Source organism: Stenotrophomonas sp. STEN087, from assembly GCF_056759115.1.
This window is the reverse complement of sequence record NZ_JBRRCR010000105.1, coordinates 1-12373: the sequence shown is the minus strand read 5'-3', so window position 1 is coordinate 12373 and position 12373 is coordinate 1. Positions and strand designations below refer to the sequence as shown.

Genomic DNA, 12373 nt, shown 5'->3' with positions numbered 1-12373 from the left:
GGTCCTCGCCCCCCGGCGCTTAAGTCCGCCCCCCCGGGGCCGCGCGCCGCCTTGCGGCGGGGGGCCGGGGGGGGCTCCCCCGCGGGCGCCGGCCTGGCCCGGCCGCTACCGCCGTCGTTTCAGTAGATCCACGCCATGCGTGGATGAAGATCGCGAAGGCGGATCATTCAATCAACCAGCCGGCCAGGTCAGTGCGGTCCAGCTTGCCGCGATGCTTCACGTCCAGCGAGGTGAACTCATCGGCCAGCGCCGGGTTGGCCAGCGCCTCGTCGCGGCTGATGAAACCATCGCCATCCACATCCAGCGCGGCGAAGTGGATGCGGTACTGTCCGACCACGCTGGCCGGGCTGACCGAGCGCACCGTCACCGGCGTTTCGCCCAGCGGCACGGTGATGTCGACGCTGCCGGTCACCCGGCCACTGGCCAGTGACTGCTGGCGGACCACGCCGCTGTCATCGCGCAGCGGTGCGCTCTGTGCCGGTTGCGGCAGGGCCACCTGCGCCGACGCGGCCGCCGGCAGCAGGGCCATCAGGAGTGGAATCGGTCGAAAGTGCATGCAGTCGTGTTCCCGGTAGCGCCGGGCATGCCCGGCGGACGTCGTGTCTCAGCGCAGCGGCGAGGCCAGCACCGTGATCTCTTCGCGATCGTGGTAGAGCTGCTTGGCACGCAGCACCAGCGGCTTGCCGGCCTGCTCCTGGAACAGGTCCAGGCACAGCCGGGTTTCGTCCCAGCGCTTCTTCATCGGCAGCTTCAGGTTGAAGATCGCGTGCCTGCACCAGCCTTCGCGGAACCAGGTGGCCATGCGCTCGGCCACGCGGCGCGGCTGCTCGACCATGTCGCAGACCATCCAGTCCAGCGGCTGGTCCGGGTGCCAGTGGAAACCATCGGCGCGCAGGTGCTCGACCAGGCCGGTGTCCAGCACATGCTGGCGCAGCGGGCCGTTGTCGATGCTCAGCACGTGCATGTGCTGGCGGGTCAGCACCCAGGTCCAGCCGCCCGGCGCAGCGCCCAGATCGGCCGCGCGCATGCCGGGCTTTGCCAGCTGTTCGCGTTCTTCCGGGGTCAGCAGGGTGAGCAGCGCTTCGTCCAGCTTCAGCGCCGAACGCGAAGGCGCTTCGGGCAGCAGCTTCAGGCGCGGGATGCCCAGCGCCCACGGTGCGCTGTCGGCCGGGTCGGCCACGCAGACGAAGGCATGGGTGCCATCAACGAACACCACATGCAGGCGCGGCAGGCGCGCATTGGGCTTGTCGGTCAACTTGCCGGCCTTGCGCAGCGCCGGGCGCAGCGCGTTGCCGAAGGCGCGGGCCAGCCCGGACAGCGGCTTGCCGGCGTCCGAATCGGGGTGTTCCACCCACAGGTCGCCGAAGCGCGGCGCATCGGCCAGCACCTCCAGCATCGGGGTGATGCGGTCGGCCGGGTCCAGCTGCGGCAGTTCGGCCAGCACCACCAGCTTCTGCCGGGCGAAGATCAGCTCGCGCCAGCGCAGGCGCGGGGCCAGTGTGGCGGCTTCGTCGCACATGAACAGCACGTAGCCATCATTGCGCTGGGTGCGCGCATAGCCGGCAAAACCGGCTTCGCCGGCGCGGAACTGCAGTTCGCCGGCCAGCTCGGGCTCGAAGCCCTGGCGGCACAGGCACAGCAGGCCGATGCCTGCCTCAGTAACGGGCGCCATCACTCTCTCCATAGGCACGCAGCACGCTGCGCGCATCATCACGGTTCAGACCCTGCACGACGTCGATGCCGCGCTTGTTGAGCTCGCCGACCCAGTCGGCGGGCAGCGGGCCTTCATCGAACGGGGTCAGTTCTTCCACATCGGCCGCGCTGGCGCCGATCAGCAGGCGGTCGATGCCGGCCCACACGGTCGCGCCGTAGCACTGGCAGCACGGCTGCGAGCTGGTGGCCAGGGTGATCGGCGACAGCACGGCGTTCAGGCGTGGCGTCTGCAGGCGCTGCTGGGCCAGCATGTAGGCCATGTTCTCGGCATGCGCCAGCGAGGTCGCATGCGGCATCACCCGGTTCACGCCAGCGGCGATCACCTTGTCTTCCGGGCCAAACACCACCGCGCCGAACGGGCCGCCACTGGCGTGCTCGATGTTCAGCCGCGACAGCGCGATGGCCAGCGCGACCTTGGCCTCATCGCCGGGATAGCGACGATCCAGGTCGATCTGGTCGTGGATCCAGGCGGGTAGGGTCAGGTGGACTTGCGCGTACAGCATCGCGGGGTGCCTCGTGTGGAAGATGAAGTGGTGCGGCGGCTTCGGTAACCGGCGCGCAGTGTAGCGGCAGCCGGGTGCACCGGGGGTGTCTGCTCAGTCGTCCAGGTCGGTGCGGACCACCACGTACTGCTTGCGGAACTCCAGCCCGGCCTGCGGCCAGCGTGCGGCGTAGGCGCGCAGCAGGGGCAGGGCGGCGGGGAAGTCATGGCCGTTGACGCGGCAGTCGGCCTCGCACTGGCCGTCCGCATCGCGCGAAGCAAACAGGCGGATGCCGAGGAACTGGCGGGTCTTCAGCAGGTCGTTGAAGGCGTCCAGGCTCTGGGTGAACAGGCAGCACGGGCAGGAGCCGTGGTCGTCCTCGCTGCAGGCGGTGGCGTCGTCGGCGGGCTCGGTGCGGTAATGGGCCAGCGGGCCCAGCACCACCGCGCGCGCCAGTGGCGTTCCGGTTTCCTCGGCGCCGTAGCGCAGGGTCAGCATCTGCAGCTCGGGCGCATCGTCGGCACCGATGGCGGCCTGCAGGGTGGCCAGGTCGACCCGCACCCAGTTCTCGAAACCGGACAGCGCGGCCTCCTGCTGGCTGTCGCCGGCGGCGTGCTGGTATTCGAACAGGCCATCGGCGAACAGCTGCGGATGGCGTGCCTCGATCACCGTGGAGGTCTGCCAGCCGCCGTTGTCGCGCGGCTCGGCGCCCACCGGGTGCGGGCTCAGGCGCAGGCCGCTGTCCAGCACCAGCTCGTCGCCGTCGAGGGCGCAGGCGATATCACGGCCCAGCAGTACCTGCTGGAGCAGCGGAAGGAGGGCATTGGCGGAAGCGGTCATGTCGAAGGGCCTGCCTGGAGCGGTGGGGGACAGCCAGGCGGTGCCTGGCATCAGCGAAGGGCGTCGAGTTCGGCGCGATATCGCCGTGCATCCGACTGCTGCTGCGGGTCGTTGCCGTGGTCGCGCAGCCAGGTTTCCAGCTCGCGTCGATAGTCGGCGCGGAACCCGGCGTTGTCCGGGCTGAAATGCAGCTTGCGCGCGGCTACTTCGACCCGTTCGCGCGCACGAGCGCGGGCCTGGGCGATGCCGTGCGGTGATTCGTTGGTGAGGATGACGAAGTTGCGCGGGAAACCCGGCGTGTACTTCACCACGAACGGCTGGTCGCGCGCCGGGATGCGGATGGTGTTTTCCAGCGGCCACAGCGTGGCGGTGTTGGTATGGAACACCACCTCCACATCGCGGCCCTCGGCGGTGCGCAGCACCGCCTCGTAGCGCCAGATGTACTGTTCGTTGAGCGTGGAGTTGGTTTCCTCGGCGTTGACGATCACCGCTTCACCGCGCTCGCCCACCGCATTGAGGAAGGTGGCGTTGAGGAAGCTGCCGAGGAAGATGTTGAGCATCGCCAGCGGGAACACCACGATGGCGTAGCCGGGAGCGCGCCGCCACCACGAGACCAGCACCGCCAGCACCATCGCTGCAAAGAACGTCAGCAGCGGATGCTGCGACGTGAACCAGAGCAGGGCGGAGAGGGCGGTGATCATTGTCGGCAGTGTGCGGGCGCCATCCCGGCGCCCGCGCAGGTCCTCAGGCCGACCAGGTGTCGCGCAGGGTCACGCTGCGGTTGAACACCGGCTTGGCTTCGGTGTGGTCGCGGCGGTCGGCGACGAAGTAGCCGGTGCGCTCGAACTGGAACGACTGCTCAGGGGTGGCGCTGGCCGCGGCCGGTTCGACATAGCCGGTGACGGTGCGGCGCGATTCCGGGTTGAGGTAGTCGCGGTAGGTCTTGCCTTCCGACTCGTCGTCCGGGTTCGGCACCGAGAACAGGCGGTCGTACAGGCGGATCTCGGCCGGAATGGCGTGCACGGCGCTGACCCAGTGGATGGTGCCCTTGACCTTGCGGTTGGCGCCTTCCATGCCCGGACGCGATTCCGGATCCAGCCAGCCGCGCAGCTCGGTGATGGTGCCGTCGGCATCCTTGATCACTTCATCGCAGCGGATGATGCCGGCGCCGCGCAGGCGCACTTCGCCACCCGGCACCAGGCGCTTCCAGCCCTTGGGCGGCACTTCGGCGAAGTCCTCGCGGTCGATCCACAGCTCGCGGGCGAACGGCACCTGGCGGCTGCCGAAGCTTTCGTCCTTGGGGTGGTTACTGAAGGTCAGCTGCTCTTCGTGGCCTTCCTCGAGGTTGGTCAGCACCAGCTTCACCGGATCGATGACGGCCATGCGGCGCGCGGCGGCACTGTCCAGGTCCTCGCGCAGCGCGCCTTCGAGCACGCTGAAATCGATCAGCGAATTCTGCTTGCTGATGCCCACGCGCTCGGCGAACAGGCGCATCGCTGCCGGGGTGTAGCCGCGGCGACGCAGGCCCTGCAGGGTCGGCATGCGCGGGTCTTCCCAGCCGTCCACCAGCTGTTCGGTGACCAGCGCCATCAGCTTGCGCTTGCTCATCACCGTGTAGTTGATGTTCAGGCGCGAGAACTCGATCTGGCGCGGCTTGGCGGCTTCGCGCGGCAGGCCGGCGTCGACCAGCGGCTGGGTCAGCGCGTCGTCATGGGCGAAATCGACGTTGTCCACGCACCAGTCGTACAGCGGGCGGTGGTCTTCGAATTCCAGCGTGCACAGCGAGTGGGTGATGCCCTCGATGGAATCGCCCAGTGCATGCGCGAAGTCGTACATCGGGTAGATCGGCCACGCGTTGCCGGTGTTCTGGTGCTCGACATGCTTGATGCGGTACAGGGCCGGATCGCGCAGGTTGATGTTGCCGCTGGCCATGTCGATCTTGGCGCGCACGGTGCGCGCACCGTCCGGGAATTCACCGGCACGCATGCGGCGGAACAGGTCGAGGTTTTCCTCGACGCTGCGGTCGCGCCACGGCGACGGACGGCCCGGCTCGGTGAGGGTGCCGCGGTAGGCGCGCACTTCCTCGGCCGACAGGTCGCAGACGTAGGCCTTGCCCTGCTCGATCAGCTTCTCGGCGGCCAGGTAATAGGTCTGGAAGTAATCCGAGGCGTGGCGCAGCTCGTTCCAGCTGAAGCCCAGCCAGCGCACGTCGTCCTGGATGGCGGCCACATACTCGGGGTCTTCCTTGGCCGGGTTGGTGTCGTCGAAGCGCAGGTTGCAGACGCCGCTGAACTCACCGGCCAGGCCGAAGTTCAGGCAGATCGACTTGGCATGGCCGATGTGCAGGTAGCCGTTCGGCTCGGGCGGGAAGCGGGTCTTGATCGCCTGGTGCTTACCGCTGGCCAGGTCCTCGCGCACGATCTGGCGGATGAAATCGCGCTTCTCGTGGCTGTCGGCGGGGGTCTCGGGGCTGGCGGGGGTGTGCTCGGACATGAGTCGGCGAAAGAGAAAGGCAGAAAGACCAACAGTTTAGCGCGTCAGGGGCGGGGCTGCCCGGTGGCGTTTGCGGTTGCCGGCCAGCGGCCGGCACTACCCCCATCTTCTGGTAGCGCCGGCCGCTCGCCGGCGAACTCACCGCCGGCATTCAGCCCCCGGGCGTATGCTGGACCCCTGTCCCGAGGAGCCGCCCATGCACATCGTGTACAAGGCCGACAATCTGTTCGACGCCCACCTGGTCAAGCACGCGCTGGAAGATGCCGGCATCCCCGCGTTCGTGTTCGGCGAGCAGCTGCTGGGCGGCATGGGCGAGTTGCCGCTGTTCGGCGTGCTGCGGGTCGGCATCCCCGACGTCGCACGGCCGCAGGCAGAGGAGATCATCGCCGCGCTGGACTTGGGCCAGGGCCCGTCCGACCCCATTTCAGACGCAGACGATTGGGCCGGACAGCCGGCGTAGGAGCGCATCATGTTGGGAATCAGCCAGGGCATCCTCGGCATCGGGGCCTTCAAGCAGCGCCTGCCGCGCCCGGAAGAGGCGCTGCCGGGCCGCGACCAGCCGCTGCCGCTGCACAGCAACCAGCACTTCGTGAACAGCCATCCGCTGAAGGACCGCTTCGCCGGCCTGCAGCAGATCCGCTTCGCGCTGGGTTGCTTCTGGGGCGCCGAGCGCAAGTTCTGGACCGAGCCGGGCGTGTACAGCACCTCGGTCGGCTATGCCGGTGGCGTTACCCCGAACCCGACCTATGAAGAGGTCTGCTCGGGCCTGACCGGCCACACCGAGGTGGTGCAGGTGGTGTTCGACCCTGCGGTGGTGAGCCTGGAGCGGCTGCTTCAGCTGTTCTGGGAAAGCCACGACCCGACCCAGGGCATGCGCCAGGGCAACGACACGGGCACCCAGTACCGCTCGGCGATCCACGCCACCGACGAGGCGCAGTACGCGGCGGCGCTGGCCAGCCGCGAGGCCTACCAGGCGCAGCTGAACGCGTCCGGCTACGGGCCGATCACCACCGAGATCGTGTATCCGGCACCGGAGTACTACTACGCCGAGGATTACCACCAGCAGTATCTGGCGAAGAACCCGAACGGGTATTGCGGGATTGGTGGCACCGGCGTGAGCTGCCCGATCGGGCTGGATGTGGAGGCGCCGCGCTGACGCGCGGTGGTCCGCCTGCGGCGGGCAGAAGCTGCGGCGGGCAGAAGCCACAGTCTGGTAGAGCCGACTGTTAGTCGGCTGAGCTACAAAGCGGCTCTGGGTTGCTGATGGTTGGGTGGGGGGGGGGGGGGGGGGGGGGGAGCACCCCCCGCCCCCCACACCCCGGGTGGGCGGGGGGGCGGCCGGCGCGCCGCCCCCCCCCCCCCCCCCGCCGCCCCCCCCCCCCCCCCCCCCCCCCCCCCCCCCCCCCGACCCAGCGCGGCTGTTGCTCTTGCAGTCAGTCGACCAACGGTCGACTCTACCCAGCCGAACAGCCCGCCACGAGGGGCTCAGCCGTTCGCCGCAATCACAGTTCCGAGCGGATCCGCTCGCGCAGCGCCTGCAGATCCTTGGCAAACGCATCGATACCCGTCGCCAGCTTCTCGGTCGCCATCGGGTCCGCCGCCAGGTCCGCCGCGAACTTGGCCGCGTCGATCGGAGTGACCGCCACGCCGTCGGCCGCACCGGCCACCAGCTTGCGCGGCAGCTCGCCGTGGTCGGCGTCCAGCTTCTCCAGCAGGTCCGGCGAAATCGTCAGGCGGTCGCAGCCGGCCAGCGCTTCGATCTGCGCGGTCGAACGGAACGAGGCACCCATCACCACCGTCGGCGAACCGCGGCGCTTGAATTCGGCATACACGCCGCGCACGAACTTCACGCCCGGGTCTTCGTCGATGTTGGCCGGGGTCTGGCCGTTGGCCACGTACCAGTCCAGGATGCGGCCGACGAACGGCGAGATCAGGAACGCGCCGGCTTCGCTGCAGGCCAAGGCCTGGGTCGGGTTGAAGATCAGGGTCAGGTTGCAGTCGATGCCCTCGGCCTGCAGGATGCGCGCGGCTTCCACGCCTTCCCAGGTCGCGGCGATCTTGATCAGGATCTTCTCGCGCGGCACGCCGGCATCGGCGTACATCTGGATGAACTGGCGGGCCTTGGCCACGGTGGCCTCGGTGTCGTGGGCCTGGTCGGCGTCCACTTCGGTGGACACGCGGCCCGGCACCAGTGTGCTCAGCAGCGCGCCGACGCCGATGGTCAGGCGGTCGGCCACGGCGTGCACCACGGCTTCGCGGTCACCGCCCTGCTGGCGGCCCCAGGCCAGTTCGCGTTCGATCAGCTCGGCATAGACCGGCAGGTCCAGCGCCTTCTTCACCAGGGTCGGGTTGGTGGTGCAATCCACCGGCTGCAGGCGCTTGATCGCGTCGTAGTCACCGGTATCGGCGACAACCACCGACAGTTCGCGCAGCTGGGACAGTTTGGACGGGGTACTCATTACGGCTCCTGGTGCAGGGAAATCGAATCGCGCGCGGTGCGCAGCGGTAATCAGGGACGGTCGTTGTGGACCGCAGTCACGCGCAGGCGCAGCTTGCGGCCGCCGGGCGCGTTCCAGTCGATGCTCTGGCCGATGGCCAGGCCAAGCAGGGCACTGCCGACCGGGGCCAGCACGGAAACCTTGCCTTCATCGACATTGGCTTCGCGGGGGAAGACCAGGGTCAGGACATGCGTCTCGCCCGACACTTCATCTTCGCACTCCACGCGCGAATGCATCATGACGATGCCTTCGGGAATCTGGTCCGGCGCCAGCACGGTGGCCCGGTTGAGTTCTTCGGCAAGCGCGAGCGCGGCAGGCGTCTGGCTCAGCGCAGGCGAATCAAGCATGGCCTCGAGGCGGTCCATGTCGAAGGTCGACACAGTGATGGACGGCGGCAGGCCGCTGGCGGTGTTCATGGTGGTGCTCCTTGATTGAAAGCCATGCAAAAGGCGGCACCACCTGGCGCCGCCTGACTGTATTGTGGGGACAAATGCGGCCGGAATCGACTCCCGCCGCAACAGCGCGCCGGCGCTGCCGGATCAGCCGTTCAGCAGCGGGCCGGACACGTCCGGTGCTGCGCCGGCCGGCACGCCCTCGGCATCGAGGGTGAACAGTGCCTGCGGCAGGCGCTTGAACTGGTCGGCCAGCTCCAGCAGGAAGCCGTGCATGGCCGAGCTGCGCCGCCAGACCATGGCGATGCGCCGGCTGGGGCGGCCTTCGCCGGTGAAGTCGAGCAGGCGGATGTTGTTCGAACGCGGCACCGGCGGCTGCACCGACAGGCTCGGCAGCAGGGTGATGCCGACGTCGGCGGCAACCATCTGCCGCAGCGTTTCCAGGCTGGTGGCGCGGAATTCGGATTTCTCGTTGGCGCCGAACAGGCGGCACACTTCCAGCGCCTGGTCACGCAGGCAGTGGCCATCTTCCAGCAGCAGCAGCTTCTGCGTGGCCAGTTCCTGCACGTCCAGGTGTTCGCGGCGGGCCAGCGGGTGGCGCCCGGACACGGCCAGCAGGAAGGGTTCCTCGAACAGGAACTCGGCATGCAGCTGGTCGTCGATCACCGGCAGCGCCAGCAGGGCGGCGTCCAGCTTGCCTTCGCGCAGGCGCTCCAGCAGCACGTCGCTCTTTTCCTCGACCAGCAGCAGTTCCAGTTCGGGGAAGCGGTTGCGGATGCGCGGGATCACGTGCGGCAGCAGGTAGGGGCCCAGGGTCGGGAAGATCCCCAGGCGCACCGTGCCGGCTTCCGGGTCGCGGCTGCGTCGCGCCGCTTCCTTCAGCTGTTCCACTTCGGACACGATCACCCGTGCGCGCATCGCCGCTTCCTGCCCGGCCGGGGTCAGCATCACCTTGCGCGGTGCGCGTTCCACCAGCGGTACGCCCAGCTCCTCTTCCAGCTTGCGGATCTGGGTGGACAGCGTGGGCTGGCTGACGAAACAGGAGGCGGCGGCCCGGCCGAAGTGCTTGTGATCGGCCAGGGCCACCAGGTATTTCAGATCGCGAAGATTCATCGTAAGACCCCAGGGGTAAAGGACCGGCTTACCCAGCAGGCAATGGTGCCCCCGATACCCTGGGAACGAATGATCAGGCCGCCTCGGCCACCGCGCCGCTGCCCTTGCTCACGGACGAACGGATCAGGTGGTCGAAGGCGCTCAGTGCCGCGGTGGAACCGGCGCCCATGGCGATGATGATCTGCTTGTAGGGTACCGTGGTGCAATCGCCTGCGGCGAACACGCCCGGCAGGTTGGTCTGCCCGCGGTCATCGATGACGATCTCGCCACGCGGCGACAGCGCCACGCTGTCCTTCAGCCATTCGGTGTTGGGCAGCAGGCCGATCTGCACGAAGATGCCTTCCAGTTCGACCCGGTGGGCATCGCCGCCGACGCGGTCCTTGTAGACCAGGCCGGTGACGCGGCTGCCATCGCCGAGCACTTCGGTGGTCTGCGCGCTGGTCAGCACGGTCACATTGCCCAGGCTGCGCAGCTTCTTCTGCAGCACTTCATCGGCGCGCAGGCTGGAATCGAACTCCAGCAGGGTCACATGCGACACGATGCCGGCCAGATCGATGGCCGCTTCCACGCCGGAGTTGCCGCCACCGATCACCGCCACGCGCTTGCCCTTGAACAGCGGGCCATCGCAGTGCGGGCAGTAGGCCACGCCCTTGTTGCGGTACTGGTCCTCGCCCGGCACGTTCATCTGCCGCCAGCGTGCGCCGGTGGAGAGGATGACCGAGCGCGACTTCAGCACCGCGCCGTTTTCCAGCTGCACCTGCACCAGGCCGTCGTCGCCGGCCGGCACCAGCGCGGTGGCGCGCTGCAGGTCCATGATGTCGACCTCGTACTCGCGCACGTGCTGTTCCAGCGCGGTGGCCAGCTTCGGGCCCTCGGTCTCCTTCACCGAAATGAAGTTCTCGATGGCCATGGTGTCCAGCACCTGGCCACCAAAACGCTCGGCGGCGATGCCGGTGCGGATGCCCTTGCGCGCGGCGTAGATGGCCGCTGCGGCGCCGGCGGGGCCACCACCGACCACCAGCACGTCGAAGGCGTCCTTGGCGGCGATCTTCTCGGCGTCGCGCTTGCCGGCGTTGGTGTCCAGCTTGGCCACGATCTGTTCAAGGGTCATGCGGCCCTGGTCGAACACTTCACCGTTGAGGTACACGGTGGGCACGGACATGATCTCGCGCTTCTCCACTTCGTCCTGGAACAGCGCGCCGTCGATGGCCACGTGCTGGATGCGCGGGTTGAGCACGGCGGCCAGGTTCAGCGCCTGCACCACGTCCGGGCAGTTCTGGCAGGACAGCGAGAAGTAGGTCTCGAAGCGGTAGTCGCCTTCCAGGTTCTGCACCTGCTCGATCAGCTCGGCGGTGGCCTTGGACGGGTGGCCGCCGACCTGCAGCAGGGCCAGCACCAGCGAGGTGAACTCGTGGCCCATCGGCAGGCCGGCAAAGGTCAGGTGGATGTCCTGGCCCGGGGTGCCCAGGTCGAAGGACGGCACGCGGCCCTGGCCGTCGCGCAGGACCTGCAGCGAGATCTTGTCCGACAGGCTTTCCAGGGTCTGCAGCAGTTCCAGCATTTCCTGCGACTTGGCACCGTCATCGGCGTGCGCGGTGATCTGGATCGGGCGGGTCACGCGCTCCAGATAGGTCTTCAGCTGCGACTGCAGGTTGGCGTCCAACATGGTCTTCTCCTGGCTTCAGGCAAACAGGGGGCGTGGCACCGCTGTGAAAGGTAGCGGACCAGCGAGGGGGTAGGGGTGAACCCAAGAGGGCAGCGCGGACCTGTGGAAGGGGCGATGCGGGTGCGGCCGTCTTGGGTTCACCCCCACGCCGGCGTGGGGCCGGCACGGGGATGAGGGGCGCGCCGCGGCGTGGGGCCGCGGCAGGCCGGTGCTGCTTTAGATCTTGCCGACCAGGTCCAGCGACGGGGTCAGGGTCTTCTCGCCTTCCTTCCACTTGGCCGGGCAGACCTGGTTCGGGTTGGCGGCGGTGAACTGGGCAGCCTTCAGCTTGCGCAGGGTCTCGGACACGTCACGGGCGATCTCGTTGGAGTGGATCTCCAGGGTCTTGATCACGCCTTCCGGGTTGATGATGAAGGTGCCGCGCAGGGCCAGGCCTTCTTCTTCAATGTGCACGCCGAAGGCGCGGGTCAGCTTGTGGGTCGGGTCGCCGACCAGCGGGAACTGGGCCTTGCCGACGGCCGGCGAGGTTTCGTGCCACACCTTGTGCGAGAAGTGGGTGTCGGTGGTGACGATGTAGACCTCGGCACCGGCCTTCTTGAACTCGGCGTAATGCTCGGCGGCGTCTTCGATCTCGGTCGGGCAGTTGAAGGTGAAGGCGGCCGGCATGAAGATCAGGACGGACCACTGGCCCTTCAGGCTGGCATCGGAAACCTTGATGAACTCGCCGTTGTGGTAGGCGTTGGCTTCGAACGGCTGGATCTGGGTGTTGATGAGGGACATCGTTTTTCCTCTGGGTGAAGGGGAGTGGGTGAATCCACAGGAGCTAGGTTACCGATTCATCAGTGATAAGAACAATGCATTGATTTCATCTATTTGATAGATGCAGTCTATTGAAATGCAATGAGCCTGCCATGAATCCGGTCGTCGCCATCCTGCAAGTGGTTGTATGACAAGGGAAATCGTGGCGGGCCGTGAAGATGGGCCGATAGCCCCTCCTTATGCCGCCCCGCCGAAGCTGAATGAACCGCGCTTTTGTAGAGCCGAGCCCACGCTCGGCTGCGTCGCTCTGTAGCAACTGTCTTGTCAGGCGGAGGCCATCTGGGCCTCCGTGTCCCGCTTGCGGGCGTTGAGGATCACCAGCATCTTGCGCATCACCGCGACCAAGGCCACCTTGCT

The 12373-nt window shown here is 67.8% G+C and carries 13 protein-coding genes; 2 read left to right on the top strand and 11 right to left on the bottom strand.

Going from position 1 to position 12373, the window contains the following annotated elements; genetic code table 11:
• Positions 1 to 163: 163 nt before the first annotated feature.
• From ACVOK1_RS18610 to ACVOK1_RS18585, 6 genes are all read right to left on the bottom strand, one after another.
• Complete coding sequence (locus tag ACVOK1_RS18610) at positions 164 to 556, bottom strand: EF-hand domain-containing protein (protein ID WP_481562889.1); 393 nt, start codon at positions 554 to 556, stop codon at positions 164 to 166.
• Between the two features lie 48 nt (positions 557 to 604).
• The gene (gene rlmM, locus ACVOK1_RS18605; RefSeq protein ID WP_481562888.1) at positions 605 to 1672 is read right to left on the bottom strand and encodes a 23S rRNA (cytidine(2498)-2'-O)-methyltransferase RlmM; all 1068 of its coding nucleotides are present in this window, start codon (positions 1670 to 1672) and stop codon (positions 605 to 607) included.
• Positions 1656 to 2216, bottom strand: a complete 561-nt coding sequence (locus ACVOK1_RS18600) for a nucleoside deaminase (protein ID WP_164074923.1) — start codon at positions 2214 to 2216, stop codon at positions 1656 to 1658. The genes rlmM and ACVOK1_RS18600 overlap by 17 nt, the downstream gene beginning before the upstream one ends.
• Positions 2217 to 2309: 93 nt before the next feature.
• Positions 2310 to 3035 carry a DUF6348 family protein gene (locus ACVOK1_RS18595; RefSeq protein ID WP_481562887.1) on the bottom strand — a complete coding sequence of 242 codons (726 nt, stop codon included), beginning with the start codon at positions 3033 to 3035 and terminating at the stop codon, positions 2310 to 2312.
• A 50-nt stretch (positions 3036 to 3085) separates the two neighbouring features.
• Positions 3086 to 3736, bottom strand: a complete 651-nt coding sequence (locus ACVOK1_RS18590) for a hypothetical protein (protein ID WP_108767810.1) — start codon at positions 3734 to 3736, stop codon at positions 3086 to 3088.
• Between the two features lie 43 nt (positions 3737 to 3779).
• The gene (locus ACVOK1_RS18585; protein WP_481562886.1) at positions 3780 to 5528 is read right to left on the bottom strand and encodes a glutamine--tRNA ligase/YqeY domain fusion protein; all 1749 of its coding nucleotides are present in this window, start codon (positions 5526 to 5528) and stop codon (positions 3780 to 3782) included.
• Between the two features lie 196 nt (positions 5529 to 5724).
• Between ACVOK1_RS18585 and ACVOK1_RS18580 the strand changes: the two genes are divergently transcribed.
• Both ACVOK1_RS18580 and msrA read left to right on the top strand, forming a co-directional pair.
• Positions 5725 to 5988, top strand: coding sequence for a putative signal transducing protein (locus tag ACVOK1_RS18580; RefSeq protein ID WP_079220701.1), 264 nt, complete (start codon positions 5725 to 5727; stop codon positions 5986 to 5988).
• A 30-nt stretch (positions 5989 to 6018) separates the two neighbouring features.
• Entirely contained in the window at positions 6019 to 6684 is a 666-nt protein-coding gene (gene msrA, locus ACVOK1_RS18575) for a peptide-methionine (S)-S-oxide reductase MsrA (protein ID WP_313051962.1), read from the top strand.
• Positions 6685 to 7030: 346 nt separating this feature from the next.
• On the opposite strand, the gene ACVOK1_RS18570 is transcribed toward msrA, so the two are convergent.
• From ACVOK1_RS18570 to ahpC, 5 genes are all read right to left on the bottom strand, one after another.
• Entirely contained in the window at positions 7031 to 7987 is a 957-nt protein-coding gene (locus ACVOK1_RS18570; protein WP_108748603.1) for a transaldolase, read from the bottom strand.
• A 50-nt stretch (positions 7988 to 8037) separates the two neighbouring features.
• On the bottom strand, positions 8038 to 8442 hold the full coding sequence (rnk, locus tag ACVOK1_RS18565; RefSeq protein WP_079220704.1) for a nucleoside diphosphate kinase regulator: 405 nt from the start codon (positions 8440 to 8442) through the stop codon (positions 8038 to 8040).
• 123 nt (positions 8443 to 8565) lie between these two features.
• Entirely contained in the window at positions 8566 to 9531 is a 966-nt protein-coding gene (locus ACVOK1_RS18560; RefSeq protein ID WP_481562885.1) for a LysR substrate-binding domain-containing protein, read from the bottom strand.
• Positions 9532 to 9604: 73 nt separating this feature from the next.
• The gene (gene ahpF / locus ACVOK1_RS18555) at positions 9605 to 11197 is read right to left on the bottom strand and encodes an alkyl hydroperoxide reductase subunit F (RefSeq protein WP_406232903.1); all 1593 of its coding nucleotides are present in this window, start codon (positions 11195 to 11197) and stop codon (positions 9605 to 9607) included.
• Positions 11198 to 11413: 216 nt separating this feature from the next.
• Positions 11414 to 11977, bottom strand: coding sequence for an alkyl hydroperoxide reductase subunit C (gene ahpC / locus ACVOK1_RS18550; protein WP_079220707.1), 564 nt, complete (start codon positions 11975 to 11977; stop codon positions 11414 to 11416).
• Between the last annotated feature and the right edge of the window lie 396 nt (positions 11978 to 12373).